At 72.9% G+C, this 21,544-nt stretch carries 20 protein-coding genes and 1 other RNA gene; 9 read left to right on the forward strand and 12 right to left on the reverse strand.

Going from position 1 to position 21,544, the window contains the following annotated elements:
* Positions 1-90 precede the first annotated feature (90 nt).
* Genes aroA through hisN form a run of 3 tightly spaced genes read left to right on the forward strand, consistent with a single transcriptional unit; the run spans position 91 to position 3,261 of the window.
* Positions 91-1,398, forward strand: coding sequence for a 3-phosphoshikimate 1-carboxyvinyltransferase (gene aroA / locus ACVWW9_RS00230; RefSeq protein ID WP_456513927.1), 1,308 nt, complete (start codon positions 91-93; stop codon positions 1,396-1,398).
* The gene (gene rsgA, locus ACVWW9_RS00235) at positions 1,395-2,435 is read left to right on the forward strand and encodes a ribosome small subunit-dependent GTPase A (protein ID WP_123698625.1); all 1,041 of its coding nucleotides are present in this window, start codon (positions 1,395-1,397) and stop codon (positions 2,433-2,435) included. The genes aroA and rsgA overlap by 4 nt, the downstream gene beginning before the upstream one ends.
* Before the next feature lie 49 nt (positions 2,436-2,484).
* Positions 2,485-3,261: a histidinol-phosphatase gene (gene hisN, locus ACVWW9_RS00240; protein WP_456513928.1), complete on the forward strand. Its 777-nt coding sequence runs from the start codon at positions 2,485-2,487 to the stop codon at positions 3,259-3,261.
* A gap of 21 nt (positions 3,262-3,282) precedes the next feature.
* Here hisN and ACVWW9_RS00245 read toward each other — a convergent pair whose 3' ends face one another.
* The gene (locus ACVWW9_RS00245) at positions 3,283-3,756 is read right to left on the reverse strand and encodes a VOC family protein (RefSeq protein ID WP_456513929.1); all 474 of its coding nucleotides are present in this window, start codon (positions 3,754-3,756) and stop codon (positions 3,283-3,285) included.
* A gap of 47 nt (positions 3,757-3,803) precedes the next feature.
* Here ACVWW9_RS00245 and ACVWW9_RS00250 point away from each other — a divergent pair, with 47 nt between their 5' ends.
* Together ACVWW9_RS00250 and ACVWW9_RS00255 are read left to right on the forward strand one after the other, a co-directional pair.
* Positions 3,804-4,094 (forward strand): rhodanese-like domain-containing protein, encoded by a 291-nt coding sequence (locus ACVWW9_RS00250; protein WP_456513930.1) that lies wholly within the window; start codon positions 3,804-3,806, stop codon positions 4,092-4,094.
* Between the two features lie 49 nt (positions 4,095-4,143).
* The gene (locus tag ACVWW9_RS00255) at positions 4,144-5,667 is read left to right on the forward strand and encodes a CYTH and CHAD domain-containing protein (RefSeq protein WP_456513931.1); all 1,524 of its coding nucleotides are present in this window, start codon (positions 4,144-4,146) and stop codon (positions 5,665-5,667) included.
* Between the two features lie 11 nt (positions 5,668-5,678).
* On the opposite strand, the gene ACVWW9_RS00260 is transcribed toward ACVWW9_RS00255, so the two are convergent.
* The 7 genes from ACVWW9_RS00260 to ftsE form a co-directional block, all read right to left on the reverse strand.
* A complete protein-coding gene (locus ACVWW9_RS00260; RefSeq protein WP_456513932.1) occupies positions 5,679-7,046 on the reverse strand; it encodes an NAD-dependent succinate-semialdehyde dehydrogenase in 1,368 nt (455 codons plus the stop codon).
* 77 nt (positions 7,047-7,123) lie between these two features.
* The gene (locus ACVWW9_RS00265) at positions 7,124-7,813 is read right to left on the reverse strand and encodes a hypothetical protein (protein ID WP_456513933.1); all 690 of its coding nucleotides are present in this window, start codon (positions 7,811-7,813) and stop codon (positions 7,124-7,126) included.
* Between the two features lie 50 nt (positions 7,814-7,863).
* Positions 7,864-8,234: a transfer-messenger RNA gene (ssrA, locus tag ACVWW9_RS00270) on the reverse strand.
* A 113-nt stretch (positions 8,235-8,347) separates the two neighbouring features.
* Positions 8,348-9,376, reverse strand: coding sequence for a 6-phosphofructokinase (locus ACVWW9_RS00275; RefSeq protein ID WP_123698263.1), 1,029 nt, complete (start codon positions 9,374-9,376; stop codon positions 8,348-8,350).
* 117 nt (positions 9,377-9,493) lie between these two features.
* Positions 9,494-9,970 carry an SsrA-binding protein SmpB gene (gene smpB, locus ACVWW9_RS00280; protein ID WP_456513934.1) on the reverse strand — a complete coding sequence of 159 codons (477 nt, stop codon included), beginning with the start codon at positions 9,968-9,970 and terminating at the stop codon, positions 9,494-9,496.
* A gap of 55 nt (positions 9,971-10,025) precedes the next feature.
* Positions 10,026-10,940: a permease-like cell division protein FtsX gene (gene ftsX / locus ACVWW9_RS00285; protein WP_123698265.1), complete on the reverse strand. Its 915-nt coding sequence runs from the start codon at positions 10,938-10,940 to the stop codon at positions 10,026-10,028.
* Complete coding sequence (ftsE, locus tag ACVWW9_RS00290; RefSeq protein ID WP_456513935.1) at positions 10,937-11,653, reverse strand: cell division ATP-binding protein FtsE; 717 nt, start codon at positions 11,651-11,653, stop codon at positions 10,937-10,939. Before ftsE ends, ftsX begins: the two co-directional genes overlap by 4 nt.
* A gap of 1,083 nt (positions 11,654-12,736) precedes the next feature.
* Here ftsE and ACVWW9_RS00295 point away from each other — a divergent pair.
* Together ACVWW9_RS00295 and ACVWW9_RS00300 are read left to right on the forward strand one after the other, a co-directional pair.
* Positions 12,737-13,474 carry a hypothetical protein gene (locus ACVWW9_RS00295; protein WP_456513936.1) on the forward strand — a complete coding sequence of 246 codons (738 nt, stop codon included), beginning with the start codon at positions 12,737-12,739 and terminating at the stop codon, positions 13,472-13,474.
* Positions 13,475-14,023: 549 nt separating this feature from the next.
* Positions 14,024-14,788 carry a hypothetical protein gene (locus tag ACVWW9_RS00300; protein WP_456513937.1) on the forward strand — a complete coding sequence of 255 codons (765 nt, stop codon included), beginning with the start codon at positions 14,024-14,026 and terminating at the stop codon, positions 14,786-14,788.
* A 62-nt stretch (positions 14,789-14,850) separates the two neighbouring features.
* Here the strand turns inward: ACVWW9_RS00300 and ACVWW9_RS00305 are convergent, their stop codons facing one another.
* A complete protein-coding gene (locus ACVWW9_RS00305; protein WP_456513938.1) occupies positions 14,851-16,254 on the reverse strand; it encodes a 4-hydroxyphenylacetate 3-hydroxylase N-terminal domain-containing protein in 1,404 nt (467 codons plus the stop codon).
* A gap of 35 nt (positions 16,255-16,289) precedes the next feature.
* On the reverse strand, positions 16,290-17,405 hold the full coding sequence (prfB, locus tag ACVWW9_RS00310) for a peptide chain release factor 2 (protein ID WP_123698270.1): 1,116 nt from the start codon (positions 17,403-17,405) through the stop codon (positions 16,290-16,292).
* 90 nt (positions 17,406-17,495) lie between these two features.
* Between prfB and ACVWW9_RS00315 the strand changes: the two genes are divergently transcribed.
* Positions 17,496-18,725, forward strand: coding sequence for an MFS transporter (locus ACVWW9_RS00315; RefSeq protein WP_456513939.1), 1,230 nt, complete (start codon positions 17,496-17,498; stop codon positions 18,723-18,725).
* Between the two features lie 4 nt (positions 18,726-18,729).
* Here the strand turns inward: ACVWW9_RS00315 and ACVWW9_RS00320 are convergent, their stop codons facing one another.
* Positions 18,730-20,334: a protein kinase domain-containing protein gene (locus ACVWW9_RS00320; RefSeq protein ID WP_456513940.1), complete on the reverse strand. Its 1,605-nt coding sequence runs from the start codon at positions 20,332-20,334 to the stop codon at positions 18,730-18,732.
* Positions 20,335-20,478: 144 nt separating this feature from the next.
* Between ACVWW9_RS00320 and ACVWW9_RS00325 the strand changes: the two genes are divergently transcribed.
* Complete coding sequence (locus ACVWW9_RS00325; protein ID WP_456513941.1) at positions 20,479-21,057, forward strand: sigma-70 family RNA polymerase sigma factor; 579 nt, start codon at positions 20,479-20,481, stop codon at positions 21,055-21,057.
* Positions 21,058-21,088: 31 nt separating this feature from the next.
* Here the strand turns inward: ACVWW9_RS00325 and ACVWW9_RS00330 are convergent, their stop codons facing one another.
* Positions 21,089-21,328, reverse strand: a complete 240-nt coding sequence (locus ACVWW9_RS00330; protein WP_354259925.1) for a hypothetical protein — start codon at positions 21,326-21,328, stop codon at positions 21,089-21,091.
* Between the last annotated feature and the right edge of the window lie 216 nt (positions 21,329-21,544).

Raw genomic sequence — 21,544 nt, forward strand, 5'->3', positions numbered from 1 at the left:
GAACGGGTGACGGCCGGACCGTCGGCAGAGAGTGTGGCTGTGGGCACAGGCACCTCCTCGGCTGGACGTGTGACCGATAGATTGCAACCGATGCCCGCACCAGATCATTCCCGCCCATGGACCGCGCCGACGGCGACCGCCCGCCTCGACGCGCGCGTGCAGCTGCCCGGCTCGAAGAGCCTCACGAACCGCGCGCTGCTCCTGGCCGCCCTGGCCGACGGTCCGAGCACGCTCCACCGGCCGCTGCGGAGCCGCGACGCGTCGATCATGGCCGCGGGGCTGCGGGCGCTCGGCGCCGACATCCGCGAGGCGCCCGGCGACGGGCTGTTCGGCCCCGACCTCGTCGTGACGCCGGGCCCGATCGTCGGCGGCGCGGCCATCGACTGCGGCCTCGCGGGCACCGCGATGCGGTTCCTGCCGATCATGGCGGCGCTCGGCGACGGCCCGGTCGCCTTCGACGGCGACCCGCACGCGCGCGAGCGCCCGATGGACCAGACGATCGCGGCGCTCCGCGGGCTGGGCGTCGAGGTCGAGGCGGATGCGCCGCGCCTGCCGTTCACGGTGCACGGCGCCGGCCGCGTGCGGGGCGGCGAGCTCACGATCGACGCGAGCGCGTCCAGCCAGTTCGTCTCGGCGCTGCTGCTCGTCGCGGCCCGCTTCGACGAGGGGCTGACCCTGCACCACCGCGGCGCCCGGCTGCCATCGCTCCCGCACATCGAGATGACGCTCGAGGCCCTGCGGCAGCGGGGCGTCGACGCGCGCTCGCCCGACGCGGACGACGGCGCGTCCTGGCGCGTCGAGCCGGGGCCCATCGCACCGCTCGACGAGCAGATCGAACCCGACCTCTCGAACGCGGCACCGTTCCTCGCCGCCGTCGTCGCCGTCGGCGGCCGGGTCGTGCTCGACGGCTGGCCCGCCCGGACCACGCAGGTCGGCCGACTGCTCCCCGAGCTGCTCGCGCCCTTCGGCGCGACGTCGCGCGTCGCGGACGGCACGCTCACGGTCGAGGCGGTCGGGGGCGAGATCCCCGGCGCGACGCTCGACCTCCGCGCGGCCGGCGAGCTCGCGCCCACGATCGTCGCGCTCGGCGCGCTCGCCTCCGCCCCCGTCGAGGTGACCGGGATCGGGCACATCCGCGGGCACGAGACCGACCGCATCCGCGCGCTCGTCGACGACATCGTCGCGATCGGCGGGGTGGCGACCGCGCTGCCCGACGGCATCCGCGTCGAACCGGCGCCGCTCACCGGCGGCCCGTGGGGCGCCTACGCCGACCACCGCATCGCGACCGCCGGTGCCGTGATCGGGCTGCGCGTGCCGGGCGTCGAGGTCGACGACATCGGCGCGACCGCCAAGACGATCCCGGAGTTCCCCGAGCTGTGGGCGGCGATGCTCGCATGAGCTGGCTGGGCGACTACGAGGACCCGTACGAGGACTACGACGAGTCGAGCGTGCGCGAGCGGCCGAACCCGAAGGCCAACCGGCCGAGGTCGAAGCAGCGGCCCGAGCACGAGAGCGCGATCACGGGCATCGTCACCGCCGTCGACCGCGGCCGCTACACGCTCGCGGTGCGCATCGGCGAGGACGACGAGGCGATCGTCACGGCGGCGCGAGCGCGCGAGCTGCGCAAGCAGGCGATCGTGGCGGGCGACCGCGTCGACGCGGTCGGCGACGCGACGGGCGACACCGGCACGCTGGCGCGCATCGTGCGCATCCAGCCGCGCACCACGGTGCTGCGACGGTCGGCGGACGACACCGACGTGGTCGAGCGCGTGATCGTGGCGAACGCCGACCTCATGCTCATGGTGGTCGCGGCGGCCGACCCCGAGCCGCGGCCGCGGCTCGTCGACCGCTACCTCGTCGCGGCGCTCGACGCGGGCATCACGCCGATCATGGTCATCACGAAGACCGACGTCGCCGACCCCGAGCCGTTCCTCGCGCTCTTCGAGGGCCTCGACATCGAGGTGTGGCGGTCGTCGATCGACGACCCGCCCGTCGAGGCGCTGCGGGCGCGCCTCGACGGCCACACGACCGTCGCGGTCGGCCACTCCGGCGTCGGCAAGTCCACGCTCGTGAACGCGCTCGTGCCGAGCGCGATGCGCGCGGTCGGGCACGTCAATGCCGTCACCGGCCGTGGCCGCCACACGTCGTCGTCGACCGTGTCGTTCAAGCTCGGCGACGGCTGGATCATCGACACCCCGGGCGTGCGCTCCTTCGGGCTCGGCCACGTGGCGACCGCGAGCGTGCTGCGCGGCTTCCCCGACCTCGCCGCGGTCGCCGAGGACTGCCCGCGCGGCTGCACCCACCTCGCCGACGAGGAGTACTGCGAGCTGTCGATCGCCGCCGCCGAGGGTCGGCTCGAGGCGCGAAGGGTCGACTCGATGCAGCGGCTGCTCGGCACGCTCGTCGCGATCCGCGAGCAGCGGCACCAGGAGTGACGGGGATCGCGCCCTGCGGGGCCTCCGCGCGCCGTCGTACGCTGGTCGCGTGACCCGATACGACGACGACCTCGACCTCGCGCTGCGGATGGCCGACGCCGCGGACGCCATCGCCATGGCGCGCTTCGGTGCGCGCGACCTGCAGGTGACGACGAAGGCCGACACCACGCACGTCACCGACGCCGACCGCGCGGTCGAGCAGCGCATCCGCGACATGCTGCAGGCGGAGCGACCGGACGACGCCATCTTCGGCGAGGAGTTCGGCTCGACCGGCGACGCGGAGCGCCAGTGGATCATCGACCCGATCGACGGCACCGCCCACTACCTGCGCGGCGCGCCCATCTGGGCGACGCTCATCGCGCTCGTCGTCGACCACCACCCGGTCGTCGGGGTCGTGTCGGCGCCGGCGCTCGGCGGCCGCTGGTGGGCCGCGCAGGGCCAGGGCGCGTGGACCGACGTGGCAGAGCCGCGGCAGATCCACGTGTCGAAGGTCGCCGACCTGTCGGACGCCGTGCTCTCGTACAACTCCATCCAGGGCTGGGACGGCGCGGGCAGGATGGACGACCTCGTCGCGCTGCAGCGCGACGTCTGGCGCGCGCGGTCCTACGGCGACGCCTGGAGCTACATGCTGCTCGCCGAGGGCACGATCGACGCGGTGGCGGAGTTCGACCTCAAGCCCTACGACATGGCGGCGCTCGTGCCGGTCATCGAGGAGGCCGGGGGCACGTTCACGTCGATCGGCGGCAAGATCGGGCCGTGGCACGGCTCCGCGCTCGCGACGAACGGCGCACTGCACGCCGGGCTGCTCGCGCGCCTCGCCGACTGACGTCGCGCGCGCGAGCGCGGCTCAGCGCCCGGCCGCTGCCGCCTCGAGCTCGGCGATGTCGATCTTCCGCATGCGCATGAGCGCACCGGAGACCGCGCCGGCGCTCGGGCCGGACATGAGTTCGACGAACCGCCGCGGCACCACCTGCCACGAGAGCCCGAACCGGTCCTTGCACCAGCCGCACTGCGACTCCTGACCGCCATCGGCGATGAGCGCGTCCCACACGCGGTCGACCTCATCCTGGTCGTCGACGATCAGCGCGATCGAGACCGCCTCGGTGAGCGGGAACTCCGGCCCGCCGTTGAGCAGCTGGTAGGGCACGCCGGCGAGCGTGAAGTCGATCGTGAGCGCCTCCCCCGGTGTCCCACCGGGGAACTCGCTGCCCTCCGGGTAGCGGCTGATCGACCCGACCTCGGACCCGGGCACGAGCGAGACGTAGAAGCGCGCGGCCTCCTCGATGCGGCCGTCGAACCAGATGCAGGTGCTCACGTCCATGCCTGCCATCCTCGGGCACGGACCTCGCTCGCGCTAGCCTGGAATCCATGCGCGAGATCCAGCCGGCCGAGGTCGGGACCATGCCCATCGTCGACGTGCGCGAGCAGCACGAGTGGGACGCGGGCCACGCAGTGGACGCGATCCACATCCCCATGAGCGAGGTCGTCGCGCGGCTCGATGAGGTGCCCGACGGTGCCGCCGTCATCTGCCGCTCCGGCGCGCGCAGCGGACAGGTGGTCGCCTACCTCGCGCAGCAGGGCCGGGATGCCGCCAACGTCGCGGGCGGCACGCTGCAGTGGGCGGCCGAGGGCCGGCCGATGGTGGGCTCGGTGCTCTGAGCGCCTGAGCGCACGGCTCGCGGACGGCCGCCGGGTGTAGAACCGACGCATGCCGACGAGGTACCGCGAGGTGGAGGTCAAGCTCGACGCTCCCGACGATGCGGCCGTGCCGCCGCTCGACGGGCTCGACGGGGTCGCCGCCGTCGACGAGCCGGTCGAGCAGCAGCTGTCCGCGACCTACTTCGACACCGAGGGCGGTGCGCTCGCGGCCGCGCGGATCTCGCTGCGGCGGCGGACGGGCGGCGACGACGCCGGATGGCACCTCAAGGTGCCCGCGCGCGGCGACGGCCGCGACGAGCTGCGGCTGCCGCTCGGTCGCGCGAGGACGAGCGTGCCCGCGGCGCTCCGCGAGGCCGCCCAGCTGTTCGTGCGCGACGAGCCGCTGCGGCCGATCGCCGAGCTGCGCACGCGTCGGGTCGCGCATCGGCTCCGCGACGCAGAGGGTCGCGTGCTCGTCGAGGTCGCGGACGACACCGTCGTCGCACGCACCCTGCCGGACGGCGAGCCGATGTCCTGGCGGGAGTGGGAGGTCGAGGTCGTCGACGGCGATCCCGCCCTCCTCGACGCCGCGATCGCGCTGCTCGGCGAGGCCGGCGCGAGGCCGGCGTCGAGCCGGTCGAAGCTCGCGCGGGTGCTCGGCGACGATCGAGCGGCGACCGCGTCGGAGCCTGCGCCCTCGCTCGGCCCGGACAGCGAGGCGCGGGAGGTGCTGCAGCCCGCGCTGCGCGCCCAGGTGGACGCGCTGCGCATCCACGACCCGCTCGTGCGCGCCGACGCCGACGGGGGCGTGCACCGGATGCGCGTCGCGGCGCGGCGGCTGCGCAGCATCCTCGCGACCTTCCGGCCGCTCCTCGACCGCGACGCGGGTGAGCGCATCCGACGCGAGCTGCGCTGGATCGCCGGCGAGCTCGGCGAGGCGCGGGACGCGGAGGTGCAGCGGCGGCGCCTCGCGGAGCTCGTCGCGGCGCAGCCCGTCGAGTTGGTGCTGGGTCCGGTCGCGCAGCGGATCGACGACGACCTCCGCGCCCGCCGCCGCTCGGCGCAGACCGCGGTGCTCGAGGTGATGCGATCCGAGCGCTACCTCGTGCTCATGGACGACCTCGAGCGCTTCGCCGAGGCGCCGCCGTGGACCGCCGATGCCTCCCGCCCCACGGCCGACGTGCTGCGGTCGCGCATGCGCCGCGAGCACCGGCGGATGCGCCGGCGGATCGCCGCGGCCGACGCAGCGCCGGACGCGGCGGCGCGCGATCGGCTGCTGCACGAAGCCAGGAAGGCGGCGAAGCGCGCCCGCTACGCGGCGGAGGTGCTCGCGCCCGCGTTCGGCACACCCGCCGAGCGGCTCGCGCGCGCGGCGAAGCGCGTCCAGTCGGTGCTCGGCGAGCAGCACGACACCGTGGTGGCGCGCGAGGCGCTGCGCGAGCTGGGCGTGCGGGCGCACCTCGTCGGCGACAACGCCTTCAGCTACGGGCTCCTCCACGCGCGCGAGCTCGCCGCCGCAGCCGCGCTCGAGGGCGAGGTGGCGCGCGCCCAGGCGAAGGCCGTGCGGCCGCGGCTGCGACGCTGGCTCGACTGAGCGCCCGCTGGTCAGCCGACGATGAGCTTCTTGTTCATGAACTCCTCCATGCCGTGGGGGCCGAGCTCGCGGCCGAAGCCGCTTCGCTTGGTGCCGCCGAAGGGCATGTCGTAGTCCTCGGAGCCGGCGCCGTTGATGGAGACCATGCCGGCGTCGATGCGGTCGGCGACCGAGGCCGCGAGCTCCGGGTCGGTGCACCACAGGCGTGCGCCGAGCCCGAACGGGGTGCCGTTCGCGATCCGGAGCGCATCGTCGACGTCCGTCGCCCGGTAGACGGTGCCGACCGGGCCGAACAGCTCCTCGCGGAACGCGTCCATCTCGTCGGTGACGCCGCCCAGCAGCGCGGGCGTGATGCGCGCGTCACCGGTCGCGGTGATGGTGCCGGCGAGCACCTGCGCGCCCTCCGCGACCGCGGCGCCCGTCTGCTCCCGCAGCCGGTCGGCCGCGGCCTGCGACGAGAGGGGGCCGACGAGGGCGTCCTCGTCGTCGGCCTCGCCGACCGGGAGGGCGGTGATCGCGGCGGCGAGCTTCTGGGTGAACTCGTCGTAGAGGTCGTCGATGACGATGAACCGCTTCGAGGCGTTGCAGGACTGGCCGGAGTTCTCCATCCGCGTCTCGACCGCCGCCTCGACGACCTGGTCCATGTCGTCGGTGGAGAGGACGATGAACGGGTCGGAGCCGCCCAGCTCCAGCACCACCTTCTTCAGGTGCCGGCCGGCGATCTCCGCGACCGCGGCGCCGGCCCGCTCGGAGCCGGTGAGGGACACGCCCCGCACCCGCGGATCGGGGATGACGATGTCGCCGATCTGCTCGTTGGTGGCGAAGATGTTCTCGTACGCGCCCGCCGGCAGCCCCGCCTCGGCGAGGATCTCGGCGATCACGGTCGCCGACCACGGGCACTGCGGCGCGTGCTTCAGCAGCACCGTGTTGCCGAGCATCAGGTTCGGGAACGCGAACCGCGCCACCTGGTAGTAGGGGAAGTTCCACGGCATGATCCCGAGGATCACGCCCTGCGCCGACTTCCGCACCCGCGCATCCACCCCGGACCGCACCTGCAGCACCTCGTCGGCGAGGAACGCCTCCGCGTTGTCGGCGTAGTACTGCACGATCTCGCCCGAGAACTCCGCCTCGAACACGCCCTGCGCGAGCGGCTTCCCCATCTCCGTGCGGATGATCTCCGCGAGCTCACGGCTGCGGGACGCGAACGCGTCCGCCGCCCGCCCCAGGACCGCCGCCCGCTCAGCGAGCGGCGTCGAGCGCCACGGCTCGTAGGCGGCGTGGGCGCGCTCGATGGCGGCGCGCACCTCGTCGTCCGTCGCGGTCGGGAACTCCTTCACGACCTGACCCGTGTACGGGTCCGTCACGCGGTACTCGCTCACGCCATTGCCTCCTCGCAGCGTCGGTGGACCACCAGCGTAGTGGTGGCGCGACCCGGGCCGGCGGCGGCGGAGCGACCTCAGGGCACCTGGAAGTACAGCCGGTAGTCGGTGCCGTCGTGGAGCATCGCAGAGCGGCCCGGGTCGCCCGTGGCGGGGTACCCGGTGAGCCGCAGCTCGGGGATCGAATCGTGCGCGTAGCGGTACGCGCCCGCGCCCGCGTCGAACGATCCCTGGTACATCCGGTCGGTCGTGCCGTGCCGGAAGGCGTAGATGCGGTAGGCGCTGCCGTCGTGCAGCATGTTCCACCGCGACCAGTCGGTGTCGAAGGGGAATCCCGTGACAGGCAGGCTCGGGTAGTACCCCGGCGGCCCCCAGCGGTAGGTCGTCGTGCCCGGCTCCCAGATGAACTGGTACAGCGTGGTCGGGTCGCCGAGCCGGCGGAGGTACGCGTGGTACGCCGCGCCGCTGTGCAGCATCCGGATGCTCGACGCATCCGCGTCGCTGGGGGCGCCCGCGAGGGCCAGCGTCGGTATCGACCGGTGGCCGAACTCGTAGGACGCGCCGTTCCAGGCGAACTGATAGAGCGTGTCGCTCGAGCTGCCGCGGAACGCGTAGAGGCGGTAGTCGGTGCCGTCGTGCAGCATGGCCCAGCGAGCCAGGTTGGTGTCGGCGGGGGCGCCCGTGATCGGGAGGCTCGCGATCGATCGGAAGCCGTAGCGGTACTCGTCCGTGCCGGGCACCCAGGCGCCCTGGTCCATCGACGGCATGGCGACCTCCTCGCGCGAGGACTCTCACAACGTGCGACTCGCAGCCCGAATGGTGGAGATGGGGGGAATCGAACCCCCGTCCAACGCTCATATCGTGCGGATTCTCCGGGTGCAGCTCAGGGAAGGCGTTCTGCTCGGCTCCGACCTTTGTCCTGAGCACCTAGGTCGACGAGCCCAGTCACAGGAAAAGTCCCGCGATGCCCTGTGACGCATCATCGCAGCAAGCCCTCAAGATGACGCCAGGGTCCGGAGCGAGGGCGTCTCCGGTCTGACGGACTTCAGGCTCGCTTACGCAGCGAGGGCGAAGTCGGTGCGCTTTGCGTTGGCACCTATGGGTTTGCAGGGGGCGTTGAAGAGATGACCCTGCATCCTCTACCCGCTTCCCGCAGCAACCGAGACGATGTCGAAACCGATCATCCCCGTGCTGGGTGTGCGAGTCGCACGCTGTGGAGTTGTCAAGGCCGGATCGCTCCGGCGCGCTGGCTGGGCCAGCCCGTCATCATATCGCGACCGCGGGCTGCGCGGCAAGGCTCCTCAGCCGAAGAGCAGCTCCGCCTCGCGGTAGCGGTGGTCGGGCACGCGCTTGAGGTCGCCGAGCGCATCCGACATCGGCACGCGCACGATCTCGGTGCCGCGCAGCGACACCATCGTGCCCCACGCCTTCGCGGTGATGGCGTCGATCGCGGCGAGCCCGAACCGGGTCGCGAGCACGCGGTCGGCGCCGCTCGGGGCGCCGCCGCGCTGGATGTGGCCGAGCACCGTCGAGCGCGACTCGATGCCGGTGCGCTCCTCGATCATGGGTGCGAGCACCTCGCCGATCCCGCCGAGGCGCGGCCGGTTGTAGGCGTCGAGGCCCTTGCGCGAGTACTCCTCATCCATGCCCTCGAGCTTGAACCCCTCTGAGACCACCACGAGCGGCGCGCGCCGGCGGTCGTAGACCGACTGCACGTACTCGCAGATCCACTCGATCGAGCGCGGCTGCTCCGGGATGAGCGTGACGTGCGCGCCGGTCGCGATGCCCGTGTGGAGGGCGATCCACCCGACGTGCCGGCCCATGACCTCGAGCACCATGCAGCGCATGTGCGAGTCGCCGGTCGTGCGGAGCCGGTCCCCCGCCTCCGTCGCGATCTGCACGGCGGTGTCGAAGCCGAACGTGTAGTCGGTCGCGTCGAGGTCGTTGTCGATCGTCTTCGGCACGCCGACGACCGGCAGCCCGTCGTCGGCGAGCCGGTTGGCCGCCGCGAGCGTTCCCTCGCCGCCGATCGCCATGACGGCGTCGATGCCGAGCCGCTCGAGTGTCTTGGCGACGTTCGCCGCGCCGCCGTTCGGGCCCTCGTAGGGGTTCGTGCGGCTCGTGCCGAGGATCGTGCCGCCGATTCGCGACGTGCCGCGCACCGACGACCGGTTGAGCACGCGGACGTCGCCCTCGACGAGGCCGCGGTAGCCGTCGCGGATGCCCACGAACTCGAGGCCGTGGTGCACCATGCCGGTGAGCACGGCGGCTCGGATGACTGCGTTGAGGCCGGGGCAGTCGCCGCCGGACGTGAGGATGCCGACTCGCATTTCGCCTTCCGCCGGAGGGCCCTGGGTGAATCCTGCCGGCGGTGCCCATCCAAGCGGCTGCGCGGTCGAATGTCGAACCGCGGGGGTCAGCTCACGGCGGCGCTCACTCGGCGGCGCTCACTCATTCAGGCGGTTGCGGGTGCGCATGGCGCGCTCGGCCTCGCGCTTGTCCTGCCGCTCCCGCAGCGCGTGCCGCTTGTCGTACTCCTTCTTGCCCTTCGCGACGGCGAGCTCGACCTTCGCCCGGCCGTCCGAGAAGTAGAGCGAGAGCGGCACGAGCGTGTAGCCGCCCTGGGAGACCTTGGCGGCCAGCTTGTCGATCTCGTCGCGGTGCAGCAGCAGCTTGCGCTTCCGGCGGGGCGGATGGTTCGTCCACGTGCCCTGGCCGTACTCGGCGATGTGCACCGCGTCGAGCCAGGCCTCGCCGTACTCGATGAAGGCGTAGCCGTCGACGAGCGACGCCCTGCCGGCGCGCAGCGACTTCACCTCGGTGCCCGTGAGCACGAGGCCCGCCTCGACGCGATCCTCGATCGTGTAGTCGTGGCGCGCCTTGCGGTTCTGCGCCACGACCTTCTGGCCCTGTTCGCGCGGCATGGTTCGCTCCTGCATCCTGTGCCCGACCACCGGGCAGCCGCCCAGTCTAGCCGGATCAGATCTTGAGGTACCTGCGGATCGCGACCGCCGCCGCCACACCGGCGAACAGCACGCCGATCCCGATGAGCACGGGCGCGACGACGAGGGCGTCGTCGAGCCCGACGATCGCGATGGTCTGCAGCATCGGCGCCACGTAGCCCTGGAGCACGAAGTGGACGACCGCCACGACCGAGCCGGCGGCCAGCACCGCCCCGATGAGCGCCGCCACCACCCCCTCGATGATGAAGGGCGTCTGGATGAAGCGGTTCGACGCCCCCACGAGCCGCATGATGCCGAGCTCGCGCTTCCGGGAGAAGGCGGAGAGGCGGATGGTCGTCGAGATCAGCAGCACCGCCGCGACGAGCATGAGCACCGCGACGCCGATCGCGGCCAGGCTCGCGGTGTTGAGCACCTGGAAGATCGGTTCCAGCAGCGCGCGTTGATCGCGCACCTCCAGCACCCCCGGGAGCGCCGTCGTCGCCTCCCGGATGAGGTCGGCGTCCTGGGGCGTGGTCGGCCGCACCCAGAGGGCCTCGTTCATCGTCTCCGGGCTCGCGAACTCCGCGCTCGCCGTGCCGCCGAACTGCTCCATGAAGTGCTGGTAGGCGAGCTCCCGGTCCTCGAACTGCACGTCGGCGACGTAGGGCGCGATCGCGCCGCTCGAGAGGGTGCTACGCACGGCCTCGATCTGCTCGGGGGTCGCCGCCGTCTGCGTGCAGGTGTCGGTCGCGTCGACCGGCCCGCAGAAGTAGATCCCGACCTGCGCGCGGTCGTACCAGAAGCCCTTCATCTGGTTGATCTGCTGCTGCAGCAGGATCGCCGCGCCCACGAACGAGAGCGAGATGAACGTGACGAGCACGACCGAGACGACGACCGAGAGGTTGCGGCGCAGGCCGTTCCAGACCTCGTTCGCGATGAGCTGGATCCTCATGCGACCTCCTCCCCGGCGTGCGACGCGAGCTGCCTGCGGTAGCTGCCGGAGGCCTCGTCGCGCATGATGACGCCGGCGTCGAGCTCGACGACGCGCTTCTGCATCTCGTTCACGATCGACGCCTCGTGCGTCGCCATGACGACGGTCGTGCCGCCCTCGTTGATGCGGGCGAGCAGCGCCATGATGCCTGCGCTCGTGGACGGGTCGAGGTTGCCCGTCGGCTCGTCGGCGAGCAGGATCGGCGGCCGGTTGACGACTGCGCGGGCGATCGCGACGCGCTGCTGCTCGCCGCCCGAGAGCTCGTGCGGCAGGCGGCTGGCCTTGCCCGCGAGCCCGACGGTCTTCAGCACGTCCGGCACCGCCTCCGAGATGAAGCCGCGGCTCTTGCCGATGACCTGCAGCGTGAAGGCGACGTTCTCGTAGACCGTCTTGTTGTTGAGCAGCCGGAAGTCCTGGAAGACGACGCCGAGGTTGCGGCGGAAGAACGGCACGCGCCGGCTGGGCAGCGCCTTGAGCCGCTGGCCGAGCACGTGCACCTCGCCCTCCGTCGGGCTCTCCTCGCGGAGCACCATCCGGATGAGCGTGCTCTTGCCGGAGCCCGAGGCGCCGACGAGGAAGACGAACTCGCCCTTGAGGATCTCCAGGGAGACGCCGTCGAGGGCTGGGCGGGCCTTGCGGGAGTAGGTCTTCGAGACCTCGTCGAAGCGGATCATGGCCTGTCGAGGGTATGGGCGGCGGCGCTCCGACCGGCGCGCCGCACCGGCGGTTCCATGGATCCATCGCACTTCGTGCTTGCCAAGCACTGTTATCAATCTGTTATCGTTGCCGTGCCGCGTGCGGACCGGGAGCCCATCTCCCTCCGGATCGCACGCAGCGTGAGCCCGGGTCGGATGAGCGACCGAGCGGTGAGCGTGCCCTGCGTGCAGCTCCGCGGCAACCACCACCTTGTGCAAGTCCGAGCCTGCCGGCGCCATGCGCCGACGGTCGGCGGCGGTGGTCATCGTGCAACCGGAAGGCCACACCACTCCATGACCCCTCAGCACCGCACCCCCACATCCCCCGGCCGCAGGACGCGGCTCGTCGTCGCGACCTCCGTCATGTCGGCGGGCGCGATCCTGCTCGCCGCCTGCGCGCCGCTGCAGCCGGGCGCCGACGCCAAGGCCGCCCTCCTCTCCGCCGGCCCGACGTCGTCCGCGAGCTCGGCCCCCGCCGAAGGCCTCGGCGGTCGCGGCCCCGGATCCGCCGGCCGCGAGGCGGCCGCGGGTCGTGACGACGCGGCGCCTGCTGCCGACGTGGCGCCCGAGCCCACGGCGGATGCGGCGCCCGTGGCGCCCGCCCCCGCGGCGCCCCAGCCGGTCGCAGCCGAGGCCGCACCCCAGCCCGCCGCGGCCGACCCCGAGTCGGCAGCGCCGTCGCGCTACCTGCAGCTGCCCGAGCAGCCTCGACCGGAGCCCGCCCCGACGCCGCCCCGTGCGCCGGCTCCCGCTCCAGCCCCTGCACCCGCTCCGGCCCCTGCACCCGCGCCAGCCCCGGCTCCCGCGCCGGCTCCGGCTCCGGCTCCCGCCCCAGCACCTGCGCCGGCTCCCGCCCCAGCACCTGCGCCGGCTCCCGCGCCAGCCCCCGCCCCCGCTCCGGCTCCGGCACCGGCTCCCGCGCCTGCTCCTGCACCGGCTCCGGCGCCTGCCCCCGCTCCGGCGCCCGCGCCCGCCCCGGCTCCTGCCCCGGCACCGGCCCCCGCACCGGCACCGGCCCCCGCACCGCCCACCGGCGGACAGCCCGGTCCGAGCAACACCGGCGTGCCCGCCGGCACGTCGCTGCGGGTGCACCAGGGCGACCTGGTGATCACCGAGCCGGGGACCGTGATCGACGGCCTCGACATCCACGGCTTCGTCGACGTCCGCGCGGCGAACGTCACGATCCGCAACTCGATCGTCCGCGGCGGCCAGCCCGGCGCGCAGGACTCGCTCGTCCGCAGCGCGACCGACGGCGCCAGCCTGACGATCACCGACAGCGAGCTCGTCGCCACCGTCCCGTGGGCGACCGACGGCCTGCGCGGCTCGCACATCGACGCCCAGCGCCTCGAGATCCGCAACGTGCTCGACGGCGCTCACTTCTGGGGCGACGGCGACGTGACGCTACGAGACTCCTGGCTCCACGGCATCCTGCACTTCGCCTCCGACCCGCGCGGCGGCGGCCCGAGCCATGACGACGCGATCCAGATCCAGAGCGGCTCCGGCTACGTGATCAGCGGCAACCGCATCGAGGGCGGCAACAACGCCGCGATCCAGCTGACGCAGGACGCCGGCCGGACCTCCGACGTGCGGATCAGCGGCAACTGGCTCGACGGCGGCGGCTGCACCGTGAACCTCGCGCAGAAGGACCAGGGCCCGCTGCAGGGCATCGCCGTCACGGGCAACACGTTCGGCGACTCCACGTACAACTGCGCGATCATCCGCCCCGCCGCGGGCAGCATCACGACGAGCGGCAACGTCGGCAGCGACGGCCAGACCCCGGTGGTCGTCGTCCGCGGCTGATCGACCGCACCCTCCGCAGCCCTGCCCCGCCGAGCGCCTCGGCGGGGCAGGGCCTCTTCCTGCGCATCCGGACCCGTGGAGGCGTAATGGGTGATCATAACGACGTCCGTATACCGCGCCACGCCGCGTCATGGTCAACAATCCTGACAATCGTTACGCTTCTGTTACTCTGGAGGGGTCGAGCAGAGCGCTAGCGTCATGCCGAGCAGCGGATGGGGTCACGACCTCCGCGCCGGTCGCTGGAGCTCACGCCGTGCAGCAGCCGTCTCCCTCGGCAGCGCCGGCAGCTCGATCGCACCATCACGCTGTGCCGACGCAGGCCTGCCGCCCGTCGGCATGCCGTCGTGCATCCCCATGAGAGGTACACCCATTCCCATTTCGCATCTCCCCAGTGCAATCGCGTCGACCCGTGTCCCCAGCACGCGCCGCCGCGCCCTCCGACTCGCTGTCGCGACGTCGGTCGTCGCCCTCGGCGCGACGCTCCTCCCGGCCACCGCGGCCACGGCAGCCCCCGCGGTCATCGACCGTCCTGCCAGCGTCGCCACGTCGATGCCCGGCGACAGCAACACCGGCGTGCCGTCGGGTGTGACGCTGCGCGTCCACCGCGGCAACATGGTCATCACCCAGGCCAACACCGTCATCAGCGGGCTCGACATCTACGGCTCGGTCGACGTGCGCGCGGCGAACGTCACCATCCGCAACTCGATCGTCCGCGGCGACTCGGCCGGCAACCACGACTTCCTCGTGCGCAGCGCCTCGAACACCGCGAGCCTCCGTATCTACGACACCACGCTGCGTGCCAGCAAGCCGACGTACCGCGTCAACGGCCTGCGCGGCTGGAACATCAACGCCAACCGGCTCGACATCAGCAACGTCATCGACCCCGCGCACTTCTGGGGATCGGGCAACGTGCAGCTGCGCAACTCCTGGCTGCACGACAACCTGCACTACGCGAACGACCCGGGCTGGAACGGCGGTCCGAGCCACGACGACAGCATCCAGATCCAGAGCGGCTCCGGCTACTGGATCACCGGCAACCGCATCGAGGATGCGAACAACGCCGGCATCATGATCACGCAGGACGCCGGACGCGTCTCGAACGTCATGATCCGCGACAACTTCCTCGACGGCGGCGGCTGCACGCTCAACCTGCACGACAAGGGCAAGGGCAGGTTCCAGAACATCGACATCGTCGGCAACATCTTCGGCGCGAACTCGGCGTTCAACTGCCAGATCATCCGCACCGCGGGCGACATCACCACGACGGCCAACACGACCGTCACCGGCAAGGCCGTGCGGATCAACCTCCACTGATCCGCTGACACCGCAACGGGCCGCCTCGTCACCGACGAGGCGGCCCGTCCTGGCATCCGGCGTCAGCCGCGCCAGCGAGCGAGGCTGCCGTCGGCGCGCGCGAGTCCGAGGATGCCGACGTGCGTGCGCTCCGGCTGCCCCCAGTAGCTGCGCTCGTACAGCTCGTGCCGCGCGCCGAAGCCGGTGCCGACCGCATCCCACAGCTCGCCCATGACCTCGAGCCGCTCCCGCGCATCCGCGCCGCCGGAGCCGCGCAGCAGCGGCTCGATCGCCGCGACGGCGTCGGTGCCGAGCGAGGCGAGCGGCACCGGCAGGTGCGCGAAGGCCGACGACAGGGTCGTCTCCAGGGTCACCCGCATGCGGCTGTAGGCGTCGGGCGCGAACGCGGCGAACGCGAGCGCCGCCTCGGCGCCCGGGCCGATCGAGTCACCCGAGGGCGCCGCCTGCTCGATCATCGCGTCGCGGAGCCCCGCCGTCATGTGGCGGAACGCGAGCACCTCGCCGAGCGCCGCCTGCACGCCCCGCCGCTCGGTCGTGCCCATGATCTCGGTCGCGCGCACGGCGAGGCCGGTGATGTGCTCGAGCTTGGCCTCCAGCCGCGTCGCCGCCTGGAAGGCCAGCCGGCGGTTCCAGCCGATCGCACCGCCGTTGAAGGCGAGCATCGTCTCGGCGTCGCGGATGAAGACGTCGTCCCACGGCACGAGCACGTCGTCGAAGACGACGAGCGCGTCGTGCTCGGCGAAGCGGCTCGCGAGGGGCTGGTCGTCGCGGGCGGGCGTGCCCCGCGTGTAGATGCGGATGCCGGGCGTGCCGACCGCGACAGACGCGGCGATCGCGAACGCATCCGTCTGCACCTCGCCGCCGAAGTGCGAGACGAGCAGCCGCTGGGCGGTCGCCGCACCGGTCACGACCGCCTTCGCGCCGCGGAGGACGACGCCCTGGTCAGTCTCGCGCACGACGTGCAGGAAGACGTCGCCCACCTCGTCGGGCGGCAGGTCGCGGTCGACGGGCGGGTTGACGAGCGCCTGCGCGTAGTGGGTGACGTCGCGCTGGTCACGCGCGAGCGCCGCGCGAACGTTCCCCTCGAACCGGCCGAACTCGCCTGCGTGCGCCGCCATCGAGGTCAGCACCGCGCCCATGAACTCGGGGGTGCGACCGACCCAGCCGCGGGTGATCCGCTGCCAGGCGCGGATCGCGTCGCGCTGCATCCGCAGGTCGTCCCGCGTCTGCGGCACCGTCCAGAAGGCGTGCGTCAGGCCCGATCCGTCCGCCGTCGGCGCCAGGAGGGCATCCGCCCCGTCGCCGTGCAGCGCGTCGTAGAGCGACGCGATGGTGCCCGCGAGCCCTGCGAGCCCGGCGAGCTCGGGATGCTCGGCCACGCGCTCCACCGGCACGCCGTCGTGGATGACGACGCGGCCGTCGTCGAGGCTCGCGAGGTAGTCGCTGCCGGTCTGCGGCCGGGTCATCGGGGCTCCCTGCGTCGGTGCGGCGCCCTCGGCGCCTACTCGGCCTCGAGCTGCTGCTGCTTGCGCCAGCGGATGCCGGCGGCGATGAAGCCGTCGAGGTCGCCGTCGAACACGGCCGACGGGTTGTTGACCTCGTGGAGCGTGCGGAGGTCCTTGACCATCTGGTACGGCGCGAGGACGTAGGAGCGCATCTGGTCGCCCCAGCTCGCCGAGATGTTGCCGGCGAGCTCCTTCTTGCGGGCCGCCTCCTCCTCGCGCTTGAGTAGCATGAGGCGACTCTGCAGCACGCGCATCGCCGCTGCGCGGTTCTGGATCTGGCTCTTCTCGTTCTGCATCGAGACGACCGTGCCGGTGGGCAGGTGGGTGATGCGCACGGCGGAGTCGGTCGTGTTGACGCTCTGGCCGCCCGGGCCCGAGGAGCGGAACACGTCGACGCGGATGTCGCCCTCTGGCACCTCGACCTCGTCGACCTGCTCGAAGAGCGGCACGACCTCGACCGCGGCGAACGACGTCTGCCGCTTGCCGGCCGCACCGAACGGGCTCATGCGCACGAGCCGGTGGGTGCCGGCCTCGACCGACATGTGGCCGAAGGCATAGGGCGCGTCGATCTCGAACGACGCCGACTTGATGCCCGCTTCCTCCGCCCAGCTCGTCTCGTAGATGGTGACGGGCATGTCGTGCTGCTCCGCGTAGCGGAGGTACATGCGCATGAGCATCTCGGAGAAGTCGGATGCGTCGACGCCGCCGGCGCCGGCGCGGATGGTGACGACCGCGGGCAGCGGATCGAACTCTCCGTCGAGGAGCGTCTGGATCTCCATCTCGGAGACGAGCCGCTGCAGGCTCGCGAGCTCCTTGCGGGCCTCCGTCTGGGTGGCCTCGTCGGCCTCCTCGTTCGCCATCTCGACGAGCACCTCGAGGTCGTCGATGCGCGCCTCGGCCTCGGTGAGGCGGCGGAGCGCGGTCTGCGCGTGGCTCAGCCGGCTCGTCACCTTCTGGGCGGCGTCGGGGTCGTCCCAGAGGTCGGGGGCGCCGGCGGCCTCGGAGAGGCGCTCGATGTCGGCGGCGATCTTGTCGACGTCCGCCACCGCCTTGATGTCGGAGAACGTGGAGCGGAGAGCGGCGATGTCGCCGGCGATGTCGAGATCGGCCATGGTGCCTCCAGCCTATGTTGCCAAGGGGATACATTCCGACCCCACATGGACACAAGGAGCGAGCCCACGCAGCCCCCATAGGCTCGCTGCATGAGCGGCGTCGACCAGTCCGAGCGCTTCCCCTGGCGGAAGGTCGCCGGCGCCGCCTACGTGCCGACCGCGGCATTCGCGATCGGCGAGGGCGCGGTCATCCCCTACATCCCGCTCATCGCAGGCGACCTCGGCGCATCGCTCGCCGTCGCCGCGGTCGTGACCGCGATGCTCACGGTCGGCCAGCTCGCCGGCGACGTGCCCGGCGGCAGCGTCGTCGCCCGCTTCGGCGAGCGGCCGACCATGATCGGCGCCGGACTGCTCGTGCTCGTCGCGCTCGCGATCGCGTTCGTCTCGACGAACGTGTGGATGCTCGGCGCCGCGATCTTCGTGCTCGGCCTCGGCCACGCCGTGTTCGCCCTCGCGCGGCACGCCTTCATGACGACGTTCGTGCCCATCCGCTTCCGCGCGAGGGCGCTCTCGACGCTCGGCGGCATCTTCCGGCTCGGCATGTTCGTGGGCCCGCTGCTCGGGTCGGCCGTCCTCGGCCTCGGCCTGCCGCTCGCGTCGGTCTGGGTGGTGTGCGCGATCGGCACCGTCATCGCGATCGTCGTGCTCATCGTGCTGCCCGATCCCTCGTCGGCGTTCGAGCGGACGCCGCTGACGACCGGCACGATCGAGCTGCGCGCCGAGCGCACCGGCGTCGGCGAGGTCGTCCGCCGCAACGCGCGGGTGCTCGCCACCGTCGGCGTCGGAGCCGCGATGCTCGCGCTCGCCCGCTCCGCGCGCAACGTGCTGCTGCCGCTCTGGGCCGTCTCGATCGGGCTCGACGGCGTCACCACCGGCCTCGTGATCGGCATCGCGGGCGGCGTCGACTTCGCGCTCTTCTTCGTCTCGGGCTGGGTGATGGACCGCTTCGGGCGGCTCTGGAGCGTCGTGCCGTCGCTCACGCTCATGGCCGCGGCCTTCGCGATGCTCGCGGTCTCGCACGACCTCGATGCCGCCACCGGCTGGTTCACGGCCGCCGCGCTCGTGCTCGCGCTCGGCAACGGGCTCGGCTCCGGCATCCTCATGACCCTCGGCGCCGACCTGGCGGATCGCCGCAACCCTGCGCCGTTCCTCGGTGCGTGGCGCCTCACCACCGACCTGGGCGGCGCGGCGGCGCCGCTGCTCATCTCGCTGCTCGTCTCGATCGCGTCGATCGCCTGGGCGGCCGGCGGGCTCACCGCGCTCTGCATCGTCGGTGCCGGGATGCTGCTGCGCTGGCTGCCGAGGAAGCCGCGCGACTAGCGCCTCAGGGCAGGGACGCGACCGCGTCGTCGATCGCCGCCTGGATGCTGGCCGCGGCATCCGAAGTCACCGCACCGGCCTCCTGCAGCTGGGCGACCTGGGCCTGCAGATCTCCGAGCGCAGCGCGCGCATCCTCGGTCCGACCGTCGGCGAGCGATGCATCGATCGCGGCGACGCGGTCGCTCAGCCCGGCGCCGGCATCGCCCTCGAGCGCCCCGCTCTCGATCGCCTGGGCGATCGCGGCGCGCACGCCGGCGAGCGCGTCGGGCGCGGGTTCCTCCGGATCGGGCGCGGGCGGCGGGGGCGCCGGCTCGGTGGGCGAAGGCGCCGGCGCGGTCGAGGATGGCGCGGTGGGTGCCGCCTGCGCCGAGCGCGACGGTGCGGGTGTCCCAGCGCCGCCGGACCCCTCCGCGAGCGCCTCCTCGCCGCTCGCCGGCTCCCCAGCGGGGTCGGTGGCAGTCGCAGGCACCGCCGTCGCGCCGTCGGCGACGGCGGTCTCGGCGATCGCCGCGGGCGGTGGGCTCGCGGTCGCGGCCGCGGGGGGCTGGGAGGCGATCGCCTCCTCCACACCGCCTGGCTGCAGCAGCCCCGGCAGCACCGCGAGCGCGAGCGCCGCGATGGCCGCGAGGACGACCGCGGGCAGCACGATACGGGCAGCGGAACGGCGGCGGGTGCGCGGGACATCCTGGGTCGTCGCGGCGACGAACACCGCGGTCGCCCCAGCGTCCACCGGTCCGGGAGCACCCGCGGACGGGATCGCGAGCGCGGCTTCGGTCACGGGCAGCGCGGCGCGGATGGCGGCCAGCTCATCGCGCACGCGGGCGGCGTCGTCGCCGCGCGCTGCTGGCACCTTCGCGAGCAGCCGATCGACGAGCTCGTCGAGCGCGGCGGGCACGTCCGGCCGCCGTGCGGCGAGCCGCGGTGCCGGCGCCGCGACGTGCTGCTGCAGCAGCGCGAGCGGATGCTCACCGGTGAACGGCGCGGTGCCGGTCACGAGTGTCGTGAGCACGCAGCCGAGGGCGTAGAGGTCGGTCGCCGGCGTCACCCGCCCGCCCTCCGCCTGCTCGGGCGCCATGTACGCGGCGCTGCCGAGGATGGTCGAGGCTGCCGTCAGCTGCGCGGCCGGCGCGTCGGCGACGCTCGCGATGCCGAAGTCGACGACCTTGAGCCGCCCGCCGCCGTCGAAGACGAGGTTGGCCGGCTTGATGTCGCGGTGGACGATGCCGATGCCGTGGATCGCGGCGAGCGCCGCGGCGGTCTGCTCCGCGATCGTCACCGCCTGCTCGAGCGGGAGCGGCTCGCCGCGCTGCAGCAGATCGGCGACCGTGGGCCCGGGCAGCAGCTGCATCACGAGGAACGCGATGCCGGCATCGGTGCCGGAGTCGAACACCGTGACGACGTGCTCGTGCACGAGGGAGGCAGCCGCCTGCCCCTCCCGCCGGAAGCGCTCGGCGACCGTCGCATCCCCCGTGCCATCGACGTCGACCGTCTTGATGGCGACCTCGCGGCCGAGGACGCGGTCGAGCGCGAGCCACACCTGGCCCATGCCGCCCCGGCCGAGCGGTCGGACGAGCTCGTATCGCATCGCGAGCAGGGCACCGGGGAACATGTCCCCCACTCTTCACCGTCGCGCCTGGACGCCGCTCGTGAACCTGCCGCGGATCGCTGCTCGCGATTTACTTAGCCAAGGCAACTAAGTTACGATTGGGTCTCGTTCCGGTCAGGAACTTGCTGAGCGTGCAACACTCGCGCAGTGCAGCCGAGCCTCGAACGTCACCTCGAGCTCGCCGGTACCGGCGACGTGGGCGCGTTCGCGACCGTGTTCGACCTGACGTCGACGCGCGTGTTCGGAACGGTCCTCCGGATCCTCCTGGATCGCGCGCAGGCCGAGGAGGTCGCGCAGGACGTGTTCGTGGAGGCATGGCGCGCGGCGAGCCGGTTCGACCCGGCCCTCGGCTCGGCCACGAGCTGGTTGCTCCGCATCGCGCATGCGCGCGCGGTCGATCGCGTGCGCGCGACGCAAGCGCAGCGCGACAGGCACATCCTCCCCGCAGCTCGCGAGCGCGCGTCCACGGATGCGTCCGTGCGGGAACGGGTCGAGGGGTCGGCCGAAGCGGCGCGGGTCCGGGAAGCGCTCGTGCACCTCAGCGAGGTGCAGCGGGAGGCCATCGTGCTGGCCTACTTCGGGGGCATGACGCAGGCCGAAATCGCCGAGCACCTGGACGTGCCGCTCGGCACGGTGCAGACGCGCCTGCGAGACGGGATGCGGCGACTGCGGCACGCATCCGGGGCGCACGTCCCGACGCGGGATTCCGACGCGCTGTCAGCATGAGCAGACGGCGGCCGTCCGCACTGCGCGAGCGCTACTCGTCGCGGCGCAGCTCCTGACGGGCGGCGAGGTCGTAGGCGATCGACGTCGCCTCCTCGCGCAGCTCGTCGTCGTTCAGCTCGCCCGACTGCACCTGCTGCACGAGCTGACGGAAGGCCGGGTTCTCCATGAGCGCCCGCAGCCCGTCGGCTGCCCGCTCGGGGTCCTCGACGGGCAGGGCCGCCGCGACGGCGTCGTAGTCGGGCTCGGGCTGATCGCTGGGCTGCTCGGTCATGCGGCGAGGGTACCGGCGCGGGCTGGGCGGCGGAGCCCGCGCTGGCGGTGGCGCCGGATCGACCCCGCTGGCTGGGCGGACGCTGCTGCCCGCGCTGACGGAATCCTGCGTTGTCGCCCGTCCGGCCCGGTGCCATCCTTGCCGCAGCGGGTGCCGAGGGCGGCGCCCCCTGAGACCTGAGGCGTCACGGGCCGGTGGTGGAGGATCCCGTGCAGC

Source organism: Agrococcus sp. UYP33 (genome assembly GCF_054060915.1).

Bases quoted from the DNA above. Each gene is read 5' to 3' on its own strand.
- ACVWW9_RS00330 (WP_354259925.1), bottom strand. From the start codon at position 21,328: ATGACCGAGCAGCCCAGCGATCAGCCCGAGCCCGACTACGACGCCGTC.
- ACVWW9_RS00265 (WP_456513933.1), bottom strand. From the start codon at position 7,813: ATGCCGTCGATGGACCAGGGCGCCTGGGTGCCCGGCACGGACGAGTAC.
- ACVWW9_RS00305 (WP_456513938.1), bottom strand. From the start codon at position 16,254: ATGACCCGGCCGCAGACCGGCAGCGACTACCTCGCGAGCCTCGACGAC.
- ACVWW9_RS00245 (WP_456513929.1), bottom strand. From the start codon at position 3,756: ATGGACGTGAGCACCTGCATCTGGTTCGACGGCCGCATCGAGGAGGCC.
- ACVWW9_RS00255 (WP_456513931.1), top strand. From the start codon at position 4,144: ATGCCGACGAGGTACCGCGAGGTGGAGGTCAAGCTCGACGCTCCCGAC.
- smpB (WP_456513934.1), bottom strand. From the start codon at position 9,970: ATGCCGCGCGAACAGGGCCAGAAGGTCGTGGCGCAGAACCGCAAGGCG.
- ftsE (WP_456513935.1), bottom strand. From the start codon at position 11,653: ATGATCCGCTTCGACGAGGTCTCGAAGACCTACTCCCGCAAGGCCCGC.
- ACVWW9_RS00275 (WP_123698263.1), bottom strand. From the start codon at position 9,376: ATGCGAGTCGGCATCCTCACGTCCGGCGGCGACTGCCCCGGCCTCAAC.
- prfB (WP_123698270.1), bottom strand. From the start codon at position 17,405: ATGGCCGATCTCGACATCGCCGGCGACATCGCCGCTCTCCGCTCCACG.
- aroA (WP_456513927.1), top strand. From the start codon at position 91: ATGCCCGCACCAGATCATTCCCGCCCATGGACCGCGCCGACGGCGACC.
- ftsX (WP_123698265.1), bottom strand. From the start codon at position 10,940: ATGAGGATCCAGCTCATCGCGAACGAGGTCTGGAACGGCCTGCGCCGC.
- ACVWW9_RS00250 (WP_456513930.1), top strand. From the start codon at position 3,804: ATGCGCGAGATCCAGCCGGCCGAGGTCGGGACCATGCCCATCGTCGAC.
- ACVWW9_RS00300 (WP_456513937.1), top strand. From the start codon at position 14,024: ATGCCCGGCGACAGCAACACCGGCGTGCCGTCGGGTGTGACGCTGCGC.
- ACVWW9_RS00315 (WP_456513939.1), top strand. From the start codon at position 17,496: ATGAGCGGCGTCGACCAGTCCGAGCGCTTCCCCTGGCGGAAGGTCGCC.
- rsgA (WP_123698625.1), top strand. From the start codon at position 1,395: ATGAGCTGGCTGGGCGACTACGAGGACCCGTACGAGGACTACGACGAG.
- ACVWW9_RS00320 (WP_456513940.1), bottom strand. From the start codon at position 20,334: ATGTTCCCCGGTGCCCTGCTCGCGATGCGATACGAGCTCGTCCGACCG.